This window comes from Aurantiacibacter xanthus (genome assembly GCF_003584015.1).
GTDB classification, from domain to species: domain Bacteria; phylum Pseudomonadota; class Alphaproteobacteria; order Sphingomonadales; family Sphingomonadaceae; genus Alteraurantiacibacter; species Alteraurantiacibacter xanthus.
Window position 1 is genome coordinate 1 of record NZ_QXFM01000089.1, and the last position, 24,160, is coordinate 24,160.

Below are 24,160 nucleotides of genomic sequence, written 5' to 3' on the forward strand. Positions count from 1 at the left end.
AGGCGCGCGCCCGCGCCGGTCGAGCAGCGGTCGATCGCGGCGATCAGGCTGCCTTCGCGTCCGCCCGACTGGCTGGCGAGGATCTCGAGGCTGGTGCGCGTGGCCTCGTCCATCGCCATGTAGCCGCCGTGCGGGCGCGCGACGGGCGGCAACAACAGTGGCAATTGCCCGCGCCCGGCATGGTCGAGATAGGCGACCAGCCCACCGGCAGCGGCCAGCATCGCACGGGTGAACTGACCGAACCCGTCAAGCGTCGCCACCTGATGCAGTGATTTCAGCCGTGCTTCGCCCTTCTCGCTGGAAAAGTCGCTGGCGGGGCGGGCGACATGCTCGGCGGGAGCTGCGTCCCAGTCCTCGGGCGCGACCACCTCGCTTGCCCCGATCCGCGCCAGAGCTGCGTTCAGCGCCAGCACCTCGCATTCTTCCAGCTCCATGCGCCCGGTCGAGATATCGCAGGCGGCGATCCCGCACACCCCGCGCACTTCGCAGACCGCGGCGAGCATATTCGCCCGGCGCGGTTCGAGCAGGGCCTCTTCGGTCAGCGTCCCGGCAGTGACGAAGCGGACGATATCCCGCTTCACCAGCGCCTTCGACACCGGCGAGCCCTCGCGCTTGGCGCGCGCCTTGGCCTCGTCGGGCGTCTCGACCTGTTCGGCGATGGCCACCCGGCACCCGGCGCGGATCAGCCGCGCGAGGTAGCCCTCCGCCGAATGGACGGGCACCCCGCACATCGGCACCGGCTCGCCGCCATGCTCGCCGCGCGCGGTCAGCGCGATATCGAGCACGGCGGAAGCCTTGCGGGCATCTTCGAAGAACAGCTCGAAGAAGTCGCCCATGCGATAGAACAGCAGGCATTCGCCCGCTTCTTTCTTGAGCGCGAGATATTGCGCCATCATTGGGGTGGGGGCGGAAGACATGATCGCCGCAAGGCCTAGCCTTGCCGTGGCCGATTCGGAAAGGCTGGCGCGGCGCCTTTCCCCTATCGCCACGCGGCTCACCCCTTTATGGCGATGCCAGCACATGGAGATTGACGTGAAAGACGACGAGACCAACCAGGACTTCACCACCCGCGAAGCACTGTTTTATCATGAGACGATCCGCCCCGGTAAGATCGAGATCATCGCGTCGAAGCCGATGGCGACCCAGCGCGACCTGTCGCTGGCCTATTCGCCGGGTGTGGCAGCGCCGGTGAAGGCGATTGCCGAAGATCCGTCGCTGGCGGCGAAGTACACGGCCCGCTCCAATCTCGTCGCGGTCATCTCCAACGGCACCGCTATCCTTGGCCTCGGCAATCTCGGCGCGCTTGCTTCCAAGCCGGTGATGGAAGGCAAGGCGGTGCTGTTCAAGCGCTTTGCCGATGTCGACGCGATCGACCTCGAACTCGACACCGAAGATCCGCGCGCCTTTATCGAGGCAGTGGCGCTGATGGGGCCGAGCTTCGGCGGCATCAACCTTGAGGACATCAAGGCCCCCGAATGCTTCATCATCGAGCAGGAACTGCGCGAGCGGATGAACGTGCCGATCATGCACGACGACCAGCACGGCACCGCGATCATCACCGCGGCGGGTCTCGTCAATGCCTGCCACCTGACCGGGCGCAAGCTTGAAGACGTGAAGGTCGTGGTCAACGGCGCGGGTGCGGCGGCGATTGCCTGCACCGCGCTGATCAAGTCGATGGGTGTGCGTCATGAGAATGTGCTGATGTGCGACCGCTCGGGCGTGATCTTCCCGGGGCGCGACAATGTCGACCAGTGGAAGAGCGCCCACGCGGTCGAGACCGACCGCCGCACTCTGGAAGAGGCGCTCGAGGGGGCCGATATCTTCCTCGGCCTTTCGGCGAAGGATGCGCTCAAGCCCGAATGGGTGAAGGACATGGCCGACCAGCCGATCATCTTCGCCATGGCCAACCCCGACCCGGAAATCACCCCCGACGCGGCCAAGGCCGTGCGCCCCGATGCCATCGTGGCGACGGGCCGCTCGGACTACCCGAACCAGGTCAACAACGTGCTCGGCTTCCCGTTCATCTTTCGCGGCGCGCTCGACGTGCAGGCGACCACGATCAACGAGGAAATGAAGATCGCGGCGGCCCATGCCATCGCCGAACTCGCGCGCCGGCCCGTGCCCGAGGAGGTTGCCGCCGCCTATGGCATCAACCACCAGTTCGGCACCGACTACATCATCCCCGCCCCGTTCGACCCGCGCCTGATCGAGGTGGTGTCCTCGGCAGTGGCCAAGGCAGCGATGGATTCGGGCGTGGCGCTGGCCCCGATCGAGGACTTCGACCTCTACACGCACAGCCTCAAGGCGCGGCTTAACCCGACCACGGCGGCGCTCACCAACATCTACTCGCTGGCCAAGGCCAATCCGGGGCGGATGGTCTTCGCCGAGGCCGAGGAAGAGGTGGCCCTGCGCGCTGCAATCCAGTTCCGCGATTTTGGCTATGGCACCCCGATCCTCGTCGGTCGCACCGAGAAGGTGCGCGAGAAGCTGGTCGAACTCGCGGTCGACGATCCCGACAGCTACATCATCGAGAACTCCTACACCTCGCAGCATATCGAACCGATGGTGGAGTATCTCTACAAGCGCCTGCAACGTCGGGGCTACACCGAGCGCGACGTGCGCCGCATGGTCAATCAGGAGCGCAACGTGTTTGCCGCGTTGCTGGTGGCGCTGGGCCATGGCGACGGGATGATCTCGGGCCTCACCCGCACCTTCAGCCAGACCGCCCGCGAAATTGCCCGCGTGCTCGATCCGAAGCCGGGCGCGGTGCCTTTCGGTGTGCACATGATGCTGGGCAAGAACCACACCACCTTCCTCGCCGACACCACCATGAACGAGCGCCCCACGGCCAGAGAACTGGCGCATATCGCCAGGGAAACCGCCGCGGTTGCGCGCCGCATGGGGCACGAGCCGCGCGTCGCGTTCCTGTCCTATTCGACCTTCGGCAACCCCTCGGGCCAGTGGCTGGAGAACATCCGCGAGGCGGTGGCGATCCTCGATGCCGAGGAGCCGGGCTTCGAATACGAAGGCGAGATGGCCCCCGATGCGGCGCTCAACCCGAAGGTGATGAAGCTCTATCCGTTCAGCCGCCTGTCGGGCCCGGCGAACGTGCTGATCATGCCGGGTCTGCAGAGCGCGAACCTGTCGGCCAAGCTGCTGCGCGAACTGGGCGGCGATGCGACCATCGGGCCGATGCTGATCGGGTCGGAAAAGCCCGTCCAGATCGCGCCGATGACGGCGATCGCGCCCGATATCCTGACGCTGGCCGTGCTGGCGAGCGCCGGGGTGCTGGGCTGAGGCGGGATGGCATTAGTCTGATGCCACCTTGCTCCCCTCCCCCTGGGGAGGGGCCGGGGGTGGGGGGCTCGACACTGGTTGGCGTAGAACCCCCATCCCAACCCTTCCCCAAGGGGAAGGGCTTTGCGGGTCAATGCTATGTCATCCTGCCCAAGCTGGCGGTGGTGGCAGCCTTTTCGGCCACCTGCCGTTACTGACGATAGTCGAGCGGCGGCTTACGGTCGCCGAGCAGCGATTCGTACTGATAATCCGGGCCGAGCAATTCGGTAAACTCGGCCTTGGCCTGCTCGCGCAGTTCGGCGTCCGAATAGAGTTCGACGCCCATCAGCACCATCGCCTTGGCGGCATGGCTCGCGCCCTTGAACCCGATCGACATGCCGCTCGCCGCGACCGCCTGCCAGCTGTGTGCGCTGGTTCCCGGAACCCAGGTCGCGGTGCGCACGCTGACCGTCGGAACCGCGCTGGAGACATCGCCCACATCGGTCGAGCCGTAGTTGGTCAGCACTGCATAGGGCGCGACCGTTTCGGCAGCAGTGATCGGTGGTGCATCGTCGCCGAGGCTCTCGCGCAGGGTCCGCGCCCAGGCCTGCTCTTCAGCCGAGTAGCTGATGCCGCCGATCTGTTCGAGGATCTGCGTCATCCGGCGCTGGAGCGTGGGGACGGGCCGGGTCGGATTGTTGCCGTGGATGATCTCCCATTCCACCGTCGTCCCGGTGCCCATGGCCGCACCCTTGGCGGCGCCTTCGATGCGCGGCCACAGCGCGCGCACCTCGTCGGGGTCCGAATGGCGGACATAGTAGAACACCTCGGCGAAGTCGGGCACCACGTTGGGCGCCGATGCCCCGTCGGTGATGGCATAGTGGATGCGCGTATCCATGCTGGTGTGCTCGCGCATCATGTTGACCATCATGTTCATCGCCTCCACCCCATCTAGCGCCGAGCGCCCGTTTTCCGGCGCAGAGGAGGCGTGCGAGGAAATCCCGTGGAAGCGGAACTTGGCTGAGCGGTTGGCAAGGCTGCTCGAAGATGGCGCGGCATTGCGGTCGCCCGGATGCCAGTCGAGCACGAAGTCGGCATCGTCGAAGAGCCCTGCGCGGGTCATATAGACCTTGCCCGAGCCGCCCTCTTCGGCAGGCGTGCCATAGAGCCGGATGCGCCCCGGCGTGCCCGTCGCCTCCAGCCAGCGCTTGAGCACGATGGCCGTGGTGAGCGACCCCGCGCCGAACAGGTTGTGCCCGCAGGCATGGCCTGCATGCTTGGAGGCAAGCGGATCGCGGGTCGGCTCGGCGGACTGGGTGATGCCGGGCAGCGCGTCGAACTCGGCCAGCACGCCGATCACCGGGCCGCCGTGGCCCCACTCGGCGATGAAGGCGGTGGGAATGTCCGCGACACCCGCTTTGACCGTGAAGCCCTCGGCCTCGATTTCGGATTGCAGCAGGCTGGACGACGACTGCTCAAGGTAGCCAAGCTCGGCAAAGTCCCAGATCTGCTGGGCGATGCGTGCGGTGTGGTCGAATTCGGCATCGACGGCAGCAGCGGGATCGAACGCCTCCTGCGCGGCGGCGGGAAGTCCGGGCAGGCACAGGGCCGCCAGAGCTAGCGGGATGAAAGGCTTCATGAAGGTCTCCACTTCGCTGGGCTTGGGGGCGCGTCAGACATCGTCAGCCGACACATATTCCTCGACGTCGATTTCGCCCGACAGACGCCCGACTGCCACGGCCACGGCGGCGTCGCCCGAGACGTTGGTCATGGTGCGGGCCATGTCGAGGATGTGGTTGATCCCGGCCACGAAAGCGATCGTTTCGAGCGGGACGCCAATCGACGAGAGCACCAGGCTCATCATCACCAGCCCCGATCCGGGCACGCCCGCCGCGCCAATCGCGCCCAATGTGGAAGTGAGCGCGATCAGACCATAGGAGACCCAGCTCAGCTCGATCCCGTAGGCCTGCGCACCGAACAGCGCGATGACGCCGAGGTACATCGCGGTGCCGTTCATGTTGATCGTGGCCCCCAGCGCGACGGTGAAGCTGGCCACCGCATGCGAGACGCCGAGGTTGCGCTCCACGCAGCGCAGGGTCACGGGCAAGGCCGCGTTCGAGGATGCGGTGGAGAAGGCCACGGCCTGCGCGTCGATGATGCCGCGGTAGAAATCGATCACCGGCAGGCGCGCAATCAGCCGCAGGATTGCTGGGTAGACGACCAACAGGATGATCGCGCAGCCGCCATAGTTGAGCGCCACCAGCTTGCTGAGCGGGATCAGCGCTTCGAAGCCGAAGGTGCCCGCGACCCATGCGATCAGCGCGAAGACGCCGAAGGGCGCGAGTTCCATCACGAAGATGGTCATCTTCTGCATCACCGCCGATCCGGCATTCATCGCCCGGGCAATCGGCGCGCCTTCCTCGCCGGTGGCGAGGATCGCCATGCCGAGCAGGACCGAAAAGATGATCACCGGCAGCACCGCGCCTTCAGCCATGGCCATGATCGGATTGTCGGGCACCAGCCCGATAATCATCTGGATCAGCGACTGGTCGGGCGCAGGCGGAATTTCGGTATCCGCCGACAGGTTGATTTCAAGGCCGACACCCGGCTGGAACAGTGTTGCCAGCCCCATACCGAGCGACACTGCGATCAGCGCGGTGGTCATGAAGATCAGCAGCGCCTTGCCGCCCACGCTGCCGAGGCGGCCAATGTCGCCCACCGCCGTCATGCCCGAAACCAGCGAGAAGAAGATCAGCGGGATGACCAGCATCTTGATCGCACGGATGAACAGGTCGCCGATCCATTTGATGGATTCCGCGCTCTCGCCCATCATCATGCCGACGATGACCCCGCAGACCATCGCGAACAACACGCGTTTCCACAGGGCGGAGGCGAACCAGGCGCGTAGCATCGTCTAGGGTGTTCCTTTTGATGTGGTCGGTTTCGGAGCGATTAGACAGCAATCGGTCTGGTCAGCAGACTTCAAACAATCATGTCGGTCATAGGCCAAGGTTATCGCAGCACTTTTCCCGGTATGCCAACAGCGGCAACGCTGCTGGCCCCCGGTTTTCGGCAGATTAGTCCTCGTTCTGCGACAGGCAGGCGACCGCTTCGATCTCCACATTGCCCGCTACGAGGCCCGAAATCACCGTCGAGCGGCTGGGAAAGGGGGCGGCAAAAACCTCGCGATAGACGGCGTTGAAACCGGGCATCAGCGAGGCGTCGGTCAGCCATGCGGTGACCTTGATCACCTGATCGAGCCGCGCGCCCGCCTCGGCCAGCACGGCCTCAAGGTTGGCGAGCGCCTGCCGCGTCTGCGCCTCGATATCGCCGGGGATGATGGACCCATCCGCCATGCGCGGCAGCTGGCCCGAGGTGAAGACGAGGTCGCCCGCGCGGCGGTAGCGGCTGAGGGGCGGGACAGAGGGGGTGGTCATTCAAAGGGTCTCCAGCTTGTGATGGGATATATCGGCAGCGGCATCGACCAGCGCGGCGACCCGCTCGGCGGCACCGGCGGCAAAGGTCCAGCCGAGCATTCCGTGACCGATGTTCACGAACACGCGCTGGCGGGCCTGCCGGATGATGGGGTTGGAACTGGCGGTCATCGGACGCAGCCCGGCCCAGTCGGCGCTTGCCTCGTCATAGGCGGCGGCTCTGGGCAGCGCGGCTCTGGCGTTGTCGAGCAGCAGTTGCAGCCGCGCCGGATCGGGGCGCGGATCGCGATTGTTCAGTTCCGCGAGCCCCGCCACGCGTATCGAGTTGCCGAGGCGGCAGCAGACGATCTTTCGCGCGGAATCGGTGATGCTGGCACTGGGCGCATCGGGGCCGGGCGGGGCGGTGAAGCTGTAGCCCTTCATCGGCAGGATCGGGTTGGGAATGCCCAACGGGCGCAGCAGCGCCGGAGCCTCCGCTCCGAGGCATGCCACCACGGCGCGGGCCGACAGGATCGCCCCCTCGCGGCTGCGCACGGTGACGCCGCCGTCATGCTCGTCCACTGCGGCAATTTGGAACCCGAAGGCGGTCTTCACCGCATAGCGCTTGGAGAGCACGTCGAGCAGGCCAAGCGAGAAGCGATAGGGATCGCCGACCTCTTCCGCAGGTGTCCACAATGCCCCGGCAAAGCTGCCGATTGCGCTCAATGCAGGCTCTATTGCGATGGCCTCTGCGGGGCTGAGCAGTTGTTGCGTAACGCCCGCTTCCTGCTTGATCGCCATCGCCTTGCGGGCGCCCCGCAGGCTGGCCTCATCGCGGAAGATGTGCATCTTGCCGGGGCGGGTATGCGCGAAATCGAAGCGGTGGCGCGCGCACAGCTCCGCCATGGCCAGCCGCGATTCCAGCCCCAGCGCGAGCGCGGCGCGGGTGTTCTCGGCAAAGCGCGCCTCGGTGCAATTGCGCAGGAAGGCGAGGCTCCAGCGCAGGAACTCCGGGTCGAGCGAGAAGTGCAGGCGGAAGGCCGGATTGAGCCCCGCCAGGATGGCAGGCATCGCGGGTAGCAGGCCGGGCTGCGCCAGCGCGTCGGTATAGGCGTAGGAGAGCTGAGCCCCGTTGGCGAAGGAGCTGCCCTGGGCGGGGCCGTCAGCGCGGTCGACCAGCGTCACCGCATAGCCGCGCCGGGCCAGCGCATAGGCGGTGGTGACGCCCACGACGCCCGCGCCCAGCACCAGAACGTCGGTCTCGGGTCCGGTTGCCTCCGCTGAAGACGTGCAGGTTCGACCGGATTCCGGCTGCGAGTGTTTCATCGAATTCCTCAATTTATCATTCGGTCGGCGCGCTGTCCGCGCCGTGCTTCAGGCCGACCGGGTCAGCCCGGGCAGGTTCCGGGCGGTGGGCGATGGCGCAGCGCTTGCCCCGCAGCGACACCGGTCGGCGCGCCATCGAGAATGACGCTCTGGCCGTTTACGAACAGCGCCTCCACGCCCTCGCTCAGCTCGCGCGGTTCGAGATAGGTTGCCACCGGGCCATAATGCTCGGGATCGAACATCACGACATCGGCCTTGTAGCCCGCCCGCAGATGCCCCCGGTCGGTCAGTCCGAACATGTCGGCGGTGCGCCCGGTGCTGCTGTTGATGAAGGTGGCGAGGTCGATGGCCGCCGCTTCGCGCACATATTTGCGGTATTTCTGCGGGAAGGTCGCATACATGCGCGGGTGGCCTTCCGAGCCGTCGGAGCTGGTGACGACCCACGGCTCGCGCATGAAGGCGGTGATGTCGCCTTCGGCCATGTTGAACGAGACGGTCTTGCCGCTGCGGTCGCCGTCCTCGATGATGCGGATCGCTGCCGTGATCGGGTCGAGGTTCCACTGCGCGGCTACATCGTCGAGCCGCCTTCCGGTCCACTCGTGGCCCTGCGCCACCAGCAGCAGCGAATGGGCCCCGCCGCGGCGGCGCATGTTCTCGGCCATCTCGGCTTCAATCTTTCCGCGCTCAGACGGATCGGCAAGCCGCGCCAGCAGCGCCTCGCGCCCGCCTTCCTGCGACCATGGCGGCAGCAACGCCGCCTGCAGACTGGTGCCCGAGGCCTCCCATGGATACTGGTCGGCGGTGACGTCCTGCCCCTCGGCGCGGGCGCGGTTGATCGCTGCGATGATCGTGCCCGAGGTGCCGTGCAAGTCCACGCCCAGCACCTTGATATGCGCGATGTGGACCGGCAGCCCGGCTTCGCGCCCGATGGTCAACACCTCCTGCACCGATTGCTCGACGCCGATGCTATAGGTCGCCTCGTCACGCTGGTGGGTGTCGTAGATGCCGCCGCGCAGCGCTGCCTCGCGCGCCAGGGCGACGACCTCTTCCGTCTGGGCGAAGTTCTGCGGCACGTAATAGAGCCCGGTCGAAAGGCCGAGTGCGCCCTCGCACATGCCCTTGGCGACCAGCGCCTTCATCGCGTCCAGCTCGGCCTCGTCGGGGGCGCGACCCGAATCGCCGAGCACGGCGCGGCGCACCGGACCGAAGCCGACATAGGCCGCGACATTGGTGCCGAAACCGCGCGCTTCGAGGTCGTCGTAGAATGCCGCGACTTCCGGCGTGCCGCCGCCGTCGACGCCGGTAAAGATCGTGGTCACGCCCTGCATCATCCACGGCAGGTTCAACCGGCCCTCGCTGTCTGTCGCTTCGAGGAAGCGCTGGGCGTGGGTATGCGGGTCGATGAAGCCGGGCGCGACGATCATGCCGCTGGCGTCGATCACGCGGGCCCCGGCAGGAGCCGCGCGGCTCGGGCCGACATAGACGATTTCGTCTCCGCTGATCACGACATCGCCAACGATAGGCGTGTCCGAGCTGCCATCGTAAATGGTGCCGCCCGCCAGAACCGTTGCCTGCGACAGCGGGCCTTGCGCAGTGGCGCATCCGGCAAGGCCGGTGCTGGCGAGGAGCGCGAAGGCCGCGCCGATGGTCTTGGCGACACTCATTGCGCGGCCTCTTGGTTGACGCGGGTGAGAGTGAGTTCGGCGGTGGTGCCGCGCTTCAGCCGCAGGCGATCGGGATTGTCGGTCGGCGTGATGGACATGGTCTCGTGGTGAAACCCGCCATCGTCGTCGGCCTCGTAATGCTGGACCACCGGCGCGGCGATAAAGGGCGAGGTCACCTCCACCGCGATGCCGTCATCCGACGGCGTCAGGCGGAAGTAGGCGTTCAACTCGGAGGAATGGAACAGGCCCTCAGGGCTGCTCAGCGGCATACCCGGATAGCGCACATCGCTTGCCGCCATCACCGCTTTCAGTCGGTCGGTGGCCTTCCAGTCGCCCCGGTTGCAGAGCACGGCAAAGGCGCTGTGCTGGTCGGGCAGGCGCAGATAGGCATGCTTGAACGCCTCGGCCGAGCCAGTGTGGACCACCACCGCCTGCCCACCCTTTTCGCCAAGGTGCAGGCCGCCGCCATAGGCAAGGCCGCCGCCATCGTCGATCAGCGAGCCATCGGTGTAACGGCCCGGCGCGAGCATGATTTGCGTCACCTCCGGGGTCCAGACCCTGTGGCCCTGCTCGATATCGTATTCGTAGCGGGCCAGGTCGTTCATCGACAGCATCAGCCCGCCCGATCCGCTGAAGCGCGGGAAGCTGTCACGCAGGGCAAAGCCATCGCCCTCGGGCACATAGCCATGGGCGAAGGTGCCGGCGGCAGGGCTGTTGTCGTTGAGGAAGAAGCTGCGTTCCATCCCCAGCGGGGCGAAAATCGCGCGCCGGGCGTAGTCGGCAAAGGCCTCGCCCACGACGCGTTCGACGATCTCGGCCAGCAGCAGATAGCCGCCATTCGAATAGCTGTAGCGCGTGCCGGGCGTGAACTGCGTGTGCTGTTGGCGGAACAGCAGGTCTAGCGCATCGTCCTTCGAGGCCGTTCCGACATCGCTGACGCCTGCCATGCGCAGCAGGCCCAGCGAATCGCGAATGCCCGAGGTATGATGCATCAGCATGCCGACCGTGATCGGCGCATCGTAAACCGGGAGTTCGGGCAGGTACTGGCGCACATCGTCGTCCAGTGCCAACTTCCCCTGCGCAATCAGCGTGGCCGCCGCCAGCGCGGTGAACTGCTTGGACACTGAGGCGGCATAAAACAGGCTGTCGCCATCGAGCGGGCGTTGGTCGGCAAGATCGGCATAGCCCTGCGCCACCAGCCCGACCGGCTGCCCCTGCGCGAACGTGCTAGCCACGCAACCGGGCGCCAGAGCATGGGCAGGATCGCTCAGCGCCGCGCGCATGGCTGCTTCCGGGGCTTGCGCGCCAGCAGGAGCCGCCAGCACGCCCAGAGCGGCTGCCGTGAGCAAACAGAGCCTTGATGCGGGCTGTGTTTGGGTAGGCGCTACCAACTTGCGGTCTCCTCTAACTTGCTGCGGCGATCTCGAACCCAAGGAGTGCAGGCGCAAAAACCGCATGACAATGTCAAGTCGTCACCCGAGTCATAGCTCTGCGTTATGGCGTCGTGGGCTGACCGGGTGTGCTCGGGCCGGAAAGCTCGCAGAGCGCCGCGCGCAGGTTTTCGATAAAGCGGTCGGCAAGGTCGGCGTTCGGGCTGTTCTCGAGCGTTGCCGCATAGATCGGCGCCTGCACGTTCGGCACCAGTTGGTAGTAGGACAGGTCGGGCGTGCCCAGGGCCGAAACCGTATATTCGTCGGCAACCGTGATCCCCATCCCTTCGCGCACCAGCGCCAGCGCGGCGTAATAGGTATGCGAGGTGACCACCTCGCGCGGGGCGACTTCGTAGCGGTTCAGCTCGTTCACGAAGGCATCGGCCAAGGGGCCGCTGTCGCGCACGCCGATGAAGTTGAGTTCATGCAGGGCCTCGATCGCGACGGGCTGGTCGGTGGGTCCGAAAGCATCGCGCGGGGTGACCAGCACTAGGCGTGGCCGCCCGAGTTCGGTCTGCGCGATCCCGGCATTGCGGTTCAGCCGAAAGCCCACCGCGACGTCGCAGGCGCGCTCGTGCAGGAAGCGGTCCATCTCGCGGCTGTGCAGCGTGGTGATCTCGGAGGAGATCTCGGCATTGCCTTCGCACAGCCGAGCGATAGCGCGCGGGGCCACCGCCAGCGCAATCGCGGGCAGCACGGCGACCCGCAAATGCCCGCCCTTGCGGCTCCCGATATTGTGCGCGGTGCGGCTCAGCTTGCTGAGGCTGGTGTAGACCTCGGCCACCTCGGCAAACAGCTCGTGGGCCTGCGGGGTGGCGACGAGCCTGCCCTTGGTCCGCTGGAAAAGCTCATAGCCAAGCTGGTCCTCGGCATGGCGCAGCACCTTGCTGACCGATGGCTGCGAGACATTGAGCATGCGCGCCGCGCCGCTGATCGAGCCATGCTCGTAAACGGCGTGAAAGACTTCGATGTGCCGCAAACGCATATTGGGCTCCGTGCCAGGTGCAACCGCAGGCAGCATAACCGAACGGCATGGAATTTGAACCGAGGATAGCGGCCCTGCTTCGCTGGCAGGGAGCGCGGACATCCAGTAAGCGCGCCAGTCTGGCAGAACTGGCGTCAGCTGAGGGGTCGCACCGAAGCTTGCATCATAACGCATGGTTATAGGTACGCGAACCAATATTGCTTCGCAGGCCTTTCCTTTGTCGCAAGACTGTCTCTCGGATCGACAAGGCTTCAAAAACGGAGAAAAACATGAGGTATTCGGGGCTCAATCGCGCCGCCATTGGCGAATCAGGCTTGAATTTGAAACGATTTCTGGTCGGTGGCACAGCTTTGGCGCTGTGCCTTGCGCCGTCCATTGCTCATGCGCAGGATGCCCCGGAAACCAGCGCCGCCGCCGCAGACGAAGCGTCTGACGGCCGCATCGTCGTCACCGGCTCGCGCATCGCCCGCACCGGCTTCGATAACCCGACCCCGACCACGGTTGTCACCGCGGAGCAGATTTCGAACACCGGCCTCAACGATATCGGCGACGTGCTGATGCAGAGCCCGCAGATTTCGGTCGGTCTCGGCTCGGGCAACGATACCTTCCAGCGCGACATCGGCGCCAGCTTCATCAACCTGCGCGGCCTCGGCGAAAACCGCACGCTGGTGCTGGTTGACGGTCGCCGCCGGGTGTCCGGCTCGCGCGACGGGGCGCAGGTCGACGTTTCCGCTATTCCCACCTCGATGATCGAAAGCGTCGACATCATCACCGGCGGCGCCTCGGCGGTCTATGGTGCGGACGCCGTTTCGGGTGTGGTCAACATCCGCCTCAAGGAGGACATGGAAGGCCTGAACCTGTCGGGCCGCCTCGGCCTGTCCTCGCGCGGCGACGCGGGCACCTACCGGATGTCGGTCAGCGGTGGCGGCAAGTTCGATGACGGCCGCGGTTCGGCGCGGTTCGGCCTCACCTACAGCAAGAGCGACACGCTTCGCTATCGCGACCGCAGCTACACCTACGGTGCGGGCGAGCTGGACTTCGTGACCAACCCCGATAACACCGGCCCCAACGACGGCATTCCCGATCGTATCGTCATCAACAATCCGCGCACGATCAATACGCCTTACGAGCCGACCTTCGTGATCGGCGGGCAGCGCTATTTCTACGATCAGGGCCTGATCGCGCAGCCCGACGATGTTACCTGCTACGGCACGAAATGCGTCGGCGGCGACTTCGGTTATGACAGCCGCGAGCGCAATCTGCGCAATCCGCGTGAGGCCATTTCCGCCATCGCCGGCCTGCAGTACGAACTGACCAGCGGCATCACCGCCTTTACCGATTTCGAGTTCTCCTTCGCCGAGAGCGAAACCAACGGCCAGGGCTTCTTCGATTCCGCCCTGACCCTCCGCCGCGACAACCCCACGCTGCCCGATGAAGTCACCGCGCTGATGGACGCGAACAACCTGTCGTCGATCAAGGTCGGCTACGAAGGCGAGTACATCTTCGGCAACCGCGAGCACGGCAACCGCCGCACAACCTACACCATCGCGGGCGGCCTGCGCGGCGAACTGGGCAATTTCGACTGGACCGCTTTTGCGCAGTACGGTCGCCGCGACCAGCGCTACAAGCGCGGCAACTCGCGCATCGAGAGCCGGTTCTACGAGGCGGTCGATGCCGTGCGCGATCCGGTCTCGGGCGACATCGTGTGCCGCAGCGCCGCCGCGCGCGATGCCGGTTGCACGCCGATCAGCGTCTTCGGCGGCATGCTGAGCGATGAGCAGAAGGCCTATTTCGAGGCGACCTTCCAGCGCGATGTCACCAACGAGCAGTTCCTTGCCGGTTTCCAGGTCTCGGGCAGCCCGATCGAGCTTCCGGCAGGTCCGCTGGGCGTCGCGCTTGGTGCAGAGTACCGCAAGGACTCGCTGAAGAGCGTCGACGACGCGCTCGGCTCGCGCGGCCTGCTCTACCGCACCGACAACGGCGGCGGCGAAGTCGATGCCAGCAGCGATGTGTCCGAAGCCTTCGTCGAACTGGTGGTGCCGGTGCTCAAGGACAGCATCATCGGCAAGTCGCTGCAGTTCGAAGGCGCGGCGCGCTATTCGCACTATGACACCGTGGGCGATACCTGGGCCTGGAAGCTGGGCGGCGAATGGGCGCCGATCGACGATCTGAGCTTCCGCGTCACCCGTTCGCGCAGCGTGCGCGCGCCGACCTTGGTCGAGTTCTTCGCGCCCGAGACGCTGGGCGTGCTGAACATCACCGCCGACCCCTGCGATGCGGCCGAGATCAACCTCAACCCCAACCGCGAGGCGAACTGCCGCGCGCTGGGTATCCCCGCGGGCTGGGTCGACCCGGCTGCGTCGCTGGCCCTGACCACGCGGCTGGGCGGCAACCCCGATCTGCAGGAAGAGACTTCGAACTCGTGGACCTTCGGCGTGGTCGCTTCGCCGTTCGAGGGCCTGCGGCTCTCGGCTGACTGGTGGACCATCAAGATCGACGACGCGATCCAGACCCTCAGCGGCAACGACATCGTCGACAAGTGCGTGGATTCCGCATCGCTCGACAATCCGTTCTGCCCGCTGGTTACGCGCGGCAACTTCACCGGCATCAGCGATCCCTATGTGATCTCGTCGATCGACCTGCGTCAGGTGAACATCGGTGCGCTGGAAGCGCGCGGTCTGGATATGGCGGCGAGCTATCGCACCTATCTTGACCGGATTTCGGCCAACCTGCCGGGCCGCCTCGATGTGCGCCTGACCGCCACCTACCTCGACAAGCTGGAGGAGCTGGTCGACGTCACCGATCTCGACACGCTGCTCATCAGCGACGGCGAGTATGGCAATCCCACTTGGCGCGGCAATCTCAACCTCGACTATTCGCTGGGCGGTCTGCGGGCGAACTGGACGGTGCGTTATCTCGGCAACTCGAAGATCAACGTGCAGCGCAGCGACGAATACTATGGCGGTGTCACCGTTGACGAACGGTTCTATCACGACCTGTCGTTCTCCTACGACTTCAGCAGTGGGGAGACCGTGCAGTTCGGCGTGAACAACCTGTTCGACGAGCATCCGCCGCGCACTCCGTCGACCTATACCGGGGCCGGTGGCGCGTCGCTGTTCGATAATGTGGGCACGTTCTTCTATCTCGGGTTCAACAAGAGCTTCTGATAGACTGACTGATGCGGCGGCCGGTCTTTTGCGGATCGGCCGCCGTGTTCTATGCTGATTTTGTGCCGCATGAGCGGCGATGCCATCTGGTTCGGAGCCACCGTTCATGAAACTCACCCGCATTCTTGCGCTTGCTCTTGCCCTGAGCGGAGCGGTCCTGCCCAATGTCGCCACGGCGCAGGAGGGCTATCGCGAGCCTTCCGCCGAGGCCGCCGCCATTCTCGATATCCCCCCGCCGCCCGCCGCCAGCGCCAGCCCGGATGGCGACTGGATGGTGATTACAACGCTGCAGGGCATGCCGGGAATCGCCGAGCGCGCCGTGGACATGGTGCGGCTTGGCGGGGTGCGGGTGAATGTCGAGACCAACGGGCCTTACGATACCAATGTCTATGATCGGAACTCGTCCTACACCGGACGCGGCACCGGCTATCGCCTGATCAATCTGCGCACCGGCCAGGAGCGCGATCTCGCCGCGCCGGCAACGAACCTCGGACCGCCGATGTGGTCGCCCGACAGCAAGAGCTTTGCCTTCCTCCACACCGCCGCGCAGGGCATCGAGCTGTGGCTCGCCAATACGGCGGACGGCACGGTGCGCAGGCTGACCGGTCCTTCGATCAATGTCGCCAGCAGCATTGCCAGCTCGTCGGACGCGCCGTGTGCGTGGATGAGCGACAGCCGCCGCATTCTGTGCCAGTTCGTGCCCTCGGGCCGTGGCCCAGCGCCGAAGCGCGGCGTGCCCACGGGCCCGGCCGTGCAGCAGACCGATGGCGAGAAGGCCCCGGTCTGGACCTTCACCAACCTGCTCACCGACGAATTCGACGAGCGGCTGTTCGATTATTACATGACCGCGCAGCCGATGCTGGTGGATGTGGCCAGTGGCGAGCTGACCCCGTTTGGCGAGCCCGGTATTTATGAAAGCCTGACCGCATCGGCAGACGGGCAGTATTTCCTCGCGACGCGGATTACCGGGCCCTACTCCTATCTCGTTCCGGCCAGCCGGTTCCCCAAGCAGGTCGATATTCTGGCGGCGGACGGCACGCTGGTGCGCGAGCTGGCCAGTGTGCCGCTCAACACTGCGGGCCCCGAAAGCATGGGCTGGGCACAACCGGGCGAGCGCTGGCATCAGTGGCGGCCTTCATCGCCGGCCGCCATTGTCTATGTGGAGCCGCTCGACGAGGGCAACCCCTCGGTCGAGGCCCCCTATCGCGATCGCATGATGGTGCTCGAAGCGCCGTTCACGGGTAAGCCGCGCGAAGTGCTGCGCACCGAGGATCGCCTCGTTCCGACGTCGCCGGATGGCGGTTCGCGCGGGCGGTTCGCCTTCACCGCGCAAGGCGAGGTGATGGCGGGACAGTTCCGCGGGGCCACCCGCGACACCCGCATGTGGCTGGCCGATGCCGGTTCGGTGGGCTCCGAAGCGCGGTTGCTGTGGTCGCACAATTCGGACGACTGGTATGGCGATCCGGGCGAACCTGTCACGCTGGCGGGCGGCGCGCTGCTGCGGCAGGACGGCGACTGGATCTATCTGACGGGCGAGGGCGGTTCTCCCGAGGGCGACCACCCGTTCCTCGACCGGTTCAACCTCGCCACCGGGCAGACCGAACGGCTGTTCGCGACCGAGGGCGCAAGCTACGAGACGGTTGTCGCCGTGCTTGACGACGAGGCGAGCCGGATCGTCACCCGCTATGAAACGGGCACCACGCCTGCCAACTACCGCATGCTCGATCTTGCTGGCGGCTCGCAAATGGCGCTCACTCAGATCGCCCAGCCCGAACATGCGCTGAGCTGGTCAAGCAAGCGTCTGGTGAACTACACCCGCTCCGATGGCGTGCCGTTGAGCGGAACGCTTTACCTGCCGCCGAACTACCGCGAGGGCGACAAGGTGCCCGCCATCGTCTGGGCCTACCCGCGCGAATTCGCCAGCAAGCAGGGCGCGGGGCAGGTGCGCGGTTCGCCCTATCGCTACTCGGGCCGCTCGAACCGGGTGTCGAGCGACTATCTGCTGTTCCTCACCCAGGGCTATGCGGTGCTGGCCGATGCGGCGATGCCGATCGTCGGCGGACTCGAGGCGAACGACACCTATGTCGAGCAACTGGTGGCCAATGCGCAGGCGGCGGTTGATATGCTGGTCGATGCGGGCGTCACCGAACGCTCGACGGTGGGCATTGCCGGGCATAGCTACGGCGCCTTCATGACCGCGAACCTCTTGGCGCACAGCGACATTTTTGCTGCCGGTTATGCGCTGAGCGGGGCCTATAATCGCACGCTGACCCCGTTCGGGTTCCAGCGCGAACGGCGCACCTACTGGGAGGTGCCCGAGGTCTACCATGCGATGTCGCCGTTCATGCATGCGCCCGACATCAACGAGCCGATCCTGCTGTTCCATGGCGAGATCGACAGCAACACCGGCACCTATCCGATCCAGTCGCAGCGCTTCTATCACGCGCTGAAGGGCGTGGGGGCGACGGCCAAGCTGGAAATGATGCCCTATGAGGACCACGCCTATGTCGCCCGCGAAAGCCGCCTGCACACGCTGGCCGAGGCGTTCGACTGGTTCGACACCTATGTGAAGCACGCCGCCGAGCGATAGGCACAGCGCATTCCCCATCGCCCACAGATGGCTTAAAAGCACACTTGGACGATGGGGATTTCGTGGAGTTTATTGCCGGATCGTCTGCCCGGACAGCGGCCTCGGTCAGCGCCCCAGCGCGAGGGTCGCAGGTTCGTGCTGCTGGAGCGTTTCGACCGCCCCGCCGGGTAGCAACGGCCGCGGCGAGGGTGTGATGCCCGCGATCAGCCGGTCCAGAAGATAGCGCCCGTAGGGCCAGTTCCCGATCCGGGAATCGGCGTTGATGTGGCCCAGCGCCCCCGCGTCCACCAGCCTGCTGCCCCATATGCGCGCCATCCGCTTGGCGCGACCGAACGTCGCATAGGGATCGTTGCGGCTTGCCGCCAGTATCGAGGGGAAGGGCAGCCGGGCTCTGGCAGTCGGTGCGAAGGGGCGCAGCCTTTCGTCTATCGGCATATCGTCGACCTCGGGAGGCGCCACCAGAAGGGCGCCCGCGACCTTGTGCGTCAGAGCGTCATCGAACATGCTCCACCACGCGACGGCGTGGCAGCCGAGGCTGTGAGCGATCAGAACCACTGGCCGCGATGCCATGGCAACGGCGGCATTGAGCCTGCCTGCCCAGGGCAGGGGTGAGGGCCTGTCCCAGAGGCCAAGTTCGACCCGGGCGCAACGGTCGTCCTCATTCTCCCACAGGGTCTGCCAGTGCGCAGGTCCGCTGTTGTCGAGGCCGGGTACTGTCAGAAGCAATGGACTGTCGGCATGGCGATCACATAGAGCGGGCATGGTCTCATCCTCCATTATCGAGTCAGACAGGCTATATCCCCACTTAGCTAGTAGGAATACATCCTGTCGATGAGTCGTGCCAATAAATCGACTAAATAAGTGGGGAATTGGTGTCTCGGGCGGCGGATTTGCCTAGAAGCTCATCTGGATCGTGCCACCCCAGGTCCGCGGATCGCCCGGCAGGCCGGCAATGAGGCCGGTATTGCCGGGGCCGACGAACAGCTGCTCGAAATAGTTTTCGTCGAAGGCATTGCGGACCCAGCCGAACACATCCAGCCCGTTATCGGTTCGGAACCCCAGCCGGAAGTTCGACAGGCTGTAGCCGTCGATCCAGGTGTAGGCCGAAGGGGAGGCAAGCGAGGAGAAGTTTGAGCGATAGCTGCCGTCATAGCCGAAATAGACCTCGCCATCTTCGCCCAGCAGGCGTGCCGGAGCGTTGCCTTCGGCGCCAAACGACACCGACCACTTCGACACACCGGGCAGGCGCTGACCCGAAATATCGCAATTGGGAGCGCTGGGTCCGCCAGGTGTACCGGGCGCACCGGGCGTCTGCCCGGCCGCCAGCGCCGAGCCGCCGGAAAGCTCGGGCGGGCAGGGCGCATCGACGAACTTGCGGTAGGTCGCATCGGTATAGGCGCCGCTTACATAGGCGTTGAAACGCTCGCTTGGCCGGATCGAGAAGTCCGCCTCGAACCCCTGAGTGCGCACCTTTCCGGCATTGGCGAGATAGCCGCGCAACACGCCGAACTGGCCGTTGGTCACGGTCGCCTGATAGTCTTTGATCTCCGTGCGGAAGGCCGCGAGGTTGAAGGTTGCGCGGCGGTCCCAGAACTGCGTTTTGATGCCGAGTTCGAAATGGTTGACCTTTTCCGGCGCGATCTGGCCGGCCGCCTGAATTGGCACACCGGCGGCATCGGTCGGCAGGCCGTTCTGGTTGATGCCAACGGTCTTGAAGCTCCTGGCATAGGTTGCATAGGTGAGGACATCGGGCGCCAGCGCATAGCTCAGCGTCAGATCATAGCTGAAGTTCCAGTTGCTCGCGCGCGGGGCGCTGAGCTGCGGCCGGAAAATGCCGAGCTGCGCCACACTGCGGGCATCGGTTTCGCTTCCCAGCAGTTCGGTTCCCTCGCCTGTGAACACCCGGCGTTCGTAAAAGCCCTCCTTCCTGTCGTAGTTGAGACGGACGCCGGGCTGGATCGTGAAGGCATCGCTCACCTTCCAGCTCGCCTGCCCGAACAGCGCCAGGCTGGTGCTCTTGAGGTACTGCGTGTTGCGCGCAGTCAGGCCGTCTAGCACGGTGGGGTCGTTCGCCAGCGGATTGGAGGGGGTGATCGACCACTGGCTTGAGGCAGAACCGTGTGCCTCAAGCCCTTGCGTGTCGATGCGCTGATCGAAGGCGAAGGCGCCGATCACGAAATCGACCGCCCGGCCCGAATAGGTATACCGCAGCTCCTGCGTATACTGGTTCTGCTGCGAGGGGTTCTGCGACAGGGTGACGATCGGCAACCCGGTAAAGTCGCGGTCATTCTCCGGCTTCCAGTCCCATGTCCGCCAGGCCGTGATCGAGGTCAGGTTGCTGTGGCCGAGATCCCACTTCACCTTCAACGCCACGCCGCCGATCACATTGCCGGCATTGAGGCGGGCATCGAGATCGCTCAGCCGGTCAAACGGGTCGGTGCTGGGCGGCGCATAGTTCTGCGCGGCGGCCAGCGCGGCATATTGCCGGTTCAACGGACGCTGCGTTGCACCGGCCCGCACGAAGACGGAACCGCAGCACAGGGCGTTCTGCTCGTTGTAGTCGCCCACGAGCGTGACGCTGAGATCGCTGGCGGGCTCCCACAGCAGTTGCCCGCGCAGGCCGATGTTGTCCTGGCTCTGAAGCCACTGATCGGTCGTCACGTTGTAGATGGTTCCGCGCCGGCTCGTGCTCGACAGCGCCAGACGCGCGGCGAGCCTGTCGCTCAGCGGGCCGGAAACCACCGCCTTGGCCTGTTTGAAGTTGTAGTTGCCGATGCTCACCTCGGCCTTGCCTTCGAAGGCGAAGGTGGGCTGGTTGGTGGTGATGTTGATCGCCCCGGCGCTGGTGTTCTTGCCGTAGAGCGTACCCTGCGGACCGCGCAGCACCTCGATCTGGGCAACGTCGAGAAAATCGAAGGTCGCCGATGCCACGCGCGAATAGTAGACATCGTCGATATAGATGCCGACCCCCTGTTCGAACCCGTCGCTGGTGAGCCCGAACGGCACGCCGATGCCGCGGATGTTGACCGCGGTATTGCGCGGGTTCGATGAATAGAACTGCAGCGCCGGGGTCAGTTGCTGCAACCGCCCGACATTGAACGAACCGGTACTGTCGAGCTGGTCGCCGCCGACGACGGATATGGCGAGCGGGATATCCTGTGCCGTTTCCGTCCGGCGGCGCGCGGTAACGACGATCGCATCGCCGTTCCGGGCGCCGCCGGTGGCGGCTGCCGGCTGATCGGCTGCGCCCTGACCGGGACGCTGCGCATCTTCGGCGGCCTGGGCTCTCTGGGCGAGGGCGGCAATGGCAAGCAGGGCCGCGCCTGCCAGCAGAGGGGTACGGGAAGTCATCGATTGTTCTCCTTGGGGGGAACACGATGCCTCCGGTGGTCCGGTCAGCTCGCAATTGCTCCTGATGGTGTGAAATGATGGGCGAGGCGTCAGGCGGACCTGATGCGTTTCTTCTCGGTCACGTCGATCTGGACGATGCGCCCCTCGTGTACGGTGAGGGACACATTGCCGAACTTCATGCCGGACAGCGCTTCGCGGACGTTGGCTATGCTCTCTTCCAGCAAGTGCTGAGCCTCGTTCGACACGGATTGATCAAGCTTGGTCATGGCTCGTGGCTCCGCTTTGGGGAAAGGTCTTCAACCGGCGCGGCACGATCCTGATGGTGTCGCCGGGCGAAGGGGGCGCAAGGGTGGCGTCGAGATCCAGCTCGACCACCTCGGCGTGGCTGGCGAGGCTTCCCTCGATGCGCCAGACGCCGCCCTTGCGGAAGATGCTCTCGACGATGACGGGCTGACCGCCGTCCTCGACAATGCGGAATTCGTGTGGCCGCACATGGATGCCGCCGGGCAGATGGTTGGTCTCGCCGACAAAGTCCGAAACGAAGGCCGTGGCCGGTTCCATATAGACCTGCTCGGGCGTGCCGATCTGCTCGATCACGCCATGATCCATCACCACGACGCGGTCGGCCAGTTCGAGCGCTTCTTCCTGATCGTGGGTGACGAAGATCGAGGTCAGCCCCATCTGCTTGTGCAGATCGCGCAGCCATCGGCGCAGCGTCTTGCGGACCTTGGCGTCGAGCGCACCGAAGGGCTCGTCGAGCAGCAGCAGCTGCGGCTCCACCGCCAGCGCGCGGGCCAGTGCGACGCGCTGGCGCTGGCCGCCGGAAAGCTGCGCAGGATAACGGTTGCCCAGACCGCCCAGCTGGACAAGCTCCAGCAGTTCCTCCGCACGGGCCCTGATCTGCGCCTTGGGCGGACGCTGGCCGCGCTTCCTCACCGACAGACCGAAGCCGACGTTGTCGGCGACGGTCATGTGCTTGAACAGCGCGTAGTGCTGGAACACGAAGCCGACCTTGCGGTCCGCGACCTTGAGACCGGTCACGTCCTCGCCATCGAAGGCGACCGTTCCCGCATCGGGAAAGGCCAGCCCGGCGATGATGCGCAGCAGTGTCGTCTTGCCCGACCCCGAGGGGCCGAGAAGCGCGAGGAACTCGCCGTCCTTCACTTCGAGGTCGATGTTATCCAGCGCGCGATAGCCGCCGAAGGTCTTGGTGATGCCATCGAGCGTGATCAATGTCCTGCACTCCTGCGGTGATAGGCGAACCGCCATTCGACGATGCTTTTGAGAACCAGCGTCACCAGTGCGAGCAGCGCCAGCAGCGAGGCGACGGCAAAGGCGGCGACGAAATTGTATTCGTTGTAGAGAATCTCGACATGGAGCGGCATGGTATTGGTCAGCCCGCGCAGATGCCCGGAGACGACCGATACCGCGCCAAACTCGCCCATGGCGCGCGCGTTGCAGAGCAGCACGCCATAGAGCAGGCCCCAGCGGATATTGGGCAGCGTCACCCGGAGGAAGGTCTGCAAACCCGATGCGCCGAGCGACAGGGCGGCTTCCTCGTCGTCGCGCCCCTGTTCGCTCATCAGCGGGATGAGTTCGCGGGCGACGAAGGGAAAGGTCACGAAGACGGTGGCGAGCACGATGCCCGGCACGGCGAAGATGATCTGGATGTCATGCTCGGCCAGCCACGGGCCGAACCAGCCCTGTGCGCCAAACATCAGCACATAGATCAGGCCCGCCACCACCGGAGACACCGAAAACGGCAGGTCGATGAAGGTGACCAGCAGGCTCTTGCCCGGAAAGTCGAACTTGGCGATCGACCAGGCCGCGACGATGCCGAACACGATGTTGAGCGGTACGCTGATCGCGGCGACCAGCAGGGTCAGCCTGATTGCGGCCAGAGCATCGGGCTCGACCAGCGCGGCGGCATAGGCCTCCAGGCCTTTCTCCAGCGCGGCCATGAAGACCGCTGCCAGCGGCAGGACCAGGAACAGCGCGATGAAGGCGAGCGCGGCGGCGATCAGCAGATGGCGCGCGCGCAGGATCGAAAGAGTGTTCATGCCTGCATCCTCCCGCGCGACCACGCCTGAATGAGGTTGATGAGAAGCAGCACCGCAAACGAGGCGACCAGCATTACGGTGGCGATCGCGGTCGCCCCGGCATAGTCGTATTGCTCCAGCTGGGTGACGATCAGCAGCGGTGCGATCTCCGACTTGAACGGCATGTTGCCGGCAATGAAGATGACCGAGCCATATTCGCCCACGCCGCGCGCGAAGGCGAGCGCGAAGCCGGTCAGCAGCGATGGCATGATCGCGGGCAGGATCACCCGCGTGAAGACCTGCCAGGGCCTGGCGCCCAGCGATAGCGCGGCCTCCTCCACTTCCGCGCTCATGTCCTCGAGCACCGGCTCGACCGAGCGCACGATGAACGGCAGGCCGATGAAGATCAGCGCCAGCGTGATGCCAATCGGGGTATAGGCAAGCTGGATGCCGAGCGGCTCGAACCACTGGCCGACCCAGCCGTTGCCCGCATAGATGGCGGCCAGTGCAATGCCCGCAACTGCCGTGGGCAGGGCAAAGGGCAGGTCGACCAGCCCGTTGACGATGCGCTTGCCGGGAAACTCGTAACGCACCAGCACCCAGGCCGTCAGCAGGCCGAAGACCCCGTTGACGAAGGCTGCGGCAAAGGCGGTGCCGAAGCTGACGCGATAGGCCGCCACCGCGCGCGGCGAGAAACCGGCGGCGAGAAACTCGCTCCAGCCCATGCCGGCCGAGCGGATGAACACCGTGCTCAGCGGGATAAGCACGATCAGCGACAACCAGGCGAGGGTTAGCCCCATGGTCAGCCCGAAGCCCGGGATGACGGAGCGATTACGTTGGAGGCGATTGCGCAGGTGCGCGCGGGCAGGGGCGGCGGGCGCCAGCGGCACCGGTGGCGGTCTGTTCACGGCGATGTCCA

17 protein-coding genes are annotated in these 24,160 nt (G+C 65.5%); 3 read left to right on the plus strand and 14 right to left on the minus strand.

Features of this window, described 5'->3' with window-relative positions:
* On the minus strand, positions 1 to 917 hold a 917-nt coding region (locus D2V17_RS09750; RefSeq protein ID WP_483950445.1), incomplete at its 3' end, for a MutS family DNA mismatch repair protein.
* Between the two features lie 103 nt (positions 918 to 1,020).
* Between D2V17_RS09750 and D2V17_RS09755 the strand changes: the two genes are divergently transcribed.
* Positions 1,021 to 3,297 (plus strand): NADP-dependent malic enzyme, encoded by a 2,277-nt coding sequence (locus D2V17_RS09755; protein ID WP_119592790.1) that lies wholly within the window; start codon positions 1,021 to 1,023, stop codon positions 3,295 to 3,297.
* A 190-nt stretch (positions 3,298 to 3,487) separates the two neighbouring features.
* Here the strand turns inward: D2V17_RS09755 and D2V17_RS09760 are convergent, their stop codons facing one another.
* The 7 genes from D2V17_RS09760 to D2V17_RS09790 form a co-directional block, all read right to left on the minus strand.
* Positions 3,488 to 4,915 (minus strand): amidohydrolase, encoded by a 1,428-nt coding sequence (locus tag D2V17_RS09760; RefSeq protein WP_119592791.1) that lies wholly within the window; start codon positions 4,913 to 4,915, stop codon positions 3,488 to 3,490.
* A gap of 33 nt (positions 4,916 to 4,948) precedes the next feature.
* Positions 4,949 to 6,187 carry a dicarboxylate/amino acid:cation symporter gene (locus tag D2V17_RS09765; RefSeq protein WP_119592792.1) on the minus strand — a complete coding sequence of 413 codons (1,239 nt, stop codon included), beginning with the start codon at positions 6,185 to 6,187 and terminating at the stop codon, positions 4,949 to 4,951.
* 166 nt (positions 6,188 to 6,353) lie between these two features.
* Positions 6,354 to 6,713, minus strand: a complete 360-nt coding sequence (locus D2V17_RS09770; RefSeq protein ID WP_119592793.1) for a RidA family protein — start codon at positions 6,711 to 6,713, stop codon at positions 6,354 to 6,356.
* The gene (locus D2V17_RS09775; protein WP_119592794.1) at positions 6,714 to 8,015 is read right to left on the minus strand and encodes an FAD-dependent oxidoreductase; all 1,302 of its coding nucleotides are present in this window, start codon (positions 8,013 to 8,015) and stop codon (positions 6,714 to 6,716) included. It abuts the gene before it with no gap.
* 62 nt (positions 8,016 to 8,077) lie between these two features.
* On the minus strand, positions 8,078 to 9,679 hold the full coding sequence (locus D2V17_RS09780) for an N-acyl-D-amino-acid deacylase family protein (RefSeq protein WP_119592795.1): 1,602 nt from the start codon (positions 9,677 to 9,679) through the stop codon (positions 8,078 to 8,080).
* A complete protein-coding gene (locus D2V17_RS09785) occupies positions 9,676 to 11,028 on the minus strand; it encodes a serine hydrolase domain-containing protein (RefSeq protein WP_245978653.1) in 1,353 nt (450 codons plus the stop codon). The genes D2V17_RS09780 and D2V17_RS09785 overlap by 4 nt, the downstream gene beginning before the upstream one ends.
* A gap of 145 nt (positions 11,029 to 11,173) precedes the next feature.
* Positions 11,174 to 12,094, minus strand: coding sequence for a LysR family transcriptional regulator (locus D2V17_RS09790; protein WP_119592797.1), 921 nt, complete (start codon positions 12,092 to 12,094; stop codon positions 11,174 to 11,176).
* A gap of 320 nt (positions 12,095 to 12,414) precedes the next feature.
* On the opposite strand from D2V17_RS09790, the gene D2V17_RS09795 reads away from it, so the two are divergent.
* Positions 12,415 to 15,261 (plus strand): TonB-dependent receptor, encoded by a 2,847-nt coding sequence (locus D2V17_RS09795; protein WP_191229144.1) that lies wholly within the window; start codon positions 12,415 to 12,417, stop codon positions 15,259 to 15,261.
* Positions 15,262 to 15,367: 106 nt separating this feature from the next.
* Positions 15,368 to 17,851: a S9 family peptidase gene (locus D2V17_RS09800; protein ID WP_191229145.1), complete on the plus strand. Its 2,484-nt coding sequence runs from the start codon at positions 15,368 to 15,370 to the stop codon at positions 17,849 to 17,851.
* Between the two features lie 105 nt (positions 17,852 to 17,956).
* On the opposite strand, the gene D2V17_RS09805 is transcribed toward D2V17_RS09800, so the two are convergent.
* The 6 genes from D2V17_RS09805 to cysT form a co-directional block, all read right to left on the minus strand.
* Positions 17,957 to 18,577 (minus strand): RBBP9/YdeN family alpha/beta hydrolase, encoded by a 621-nt coding sequence (locus D2V17_RS09805; RefSeq protein ID WP_245978654.1) that lies wholly within the window; start codon positions 18,575 to 18,577, stop codon positions 17,957 to 17,959.
* A 168-nt stretch (positions 18,578 to 18,745) separates the two neighbouring features.
* On the minus strand, positions 18,746 to 21,202 hold the full coding sequence (locus tag D2V17_RS09810; protein ID WP_119592800.1) for a TonB-dependent receptor: 2,457 nt from the start codon (positions 21,200 to 21,202) through the stop codon (positions 18,746 to 18,748).
* Between the two features lie 89 nt (positions 21,203 to 21,291).
* Positions 21,292 to 21,468, minus strand: coding sequence for a YezD family protein (locus D2V17_RS09815; RefSeq protein WP_119592801.1), 177 nt, complete (start codon positions 21,466 to 21,468; stop codon positions 21,292 to 21,294).
* Positions 21,455 to 22,435, minus strand: coding sequence for a sulfate/molybdate ABC transporter ATP-binding protein (locus D2V17_RS09820; RefSeq protein ID WP_245978655.1), 981 nt, complete (start codon positions 22,433 to 22,435; stop codon positions 21,455 to 21,457). Before D2V17_RS09820 ends, D2V17_RS09815 begins: the two co-directional genes overlap by 14 nt.
* Complete coding sequence (gene cysW / locus D2V17_RS09825; RefSeq protein WP_119592803.1) at positions 22,432 to 23,262, minus strand: sulfate ABC transporter permease subunit CysW; 831 nt, start codon at positions 23,260 to 23,262, stop codon at positions 22,432 to 22,434. The genes D2V17_RS09820 and cysW overlap by 4 nt, the downstream gene beginning before the upstream one ends.
* Positions 23,259 to 24,149 carry a sulfate ABC transporter permease subunit CysT gene (cysT, locus tag D2V17_RS09830; RefSeq protein WP_245978656.1) on the minus strand — a complete coding sequence of 297 codons (891 nt, stop codon included), beginning with the start codon at positions 24,147 to 24,149 and terminating at the stop codon, positions 23,259 to 23,261. Before cysT ends, cysW begins: the two co-directional genes overlap by 4 nt.
* Positions 24,150 to 24,160: the final 11 nt, after the last annotated feature.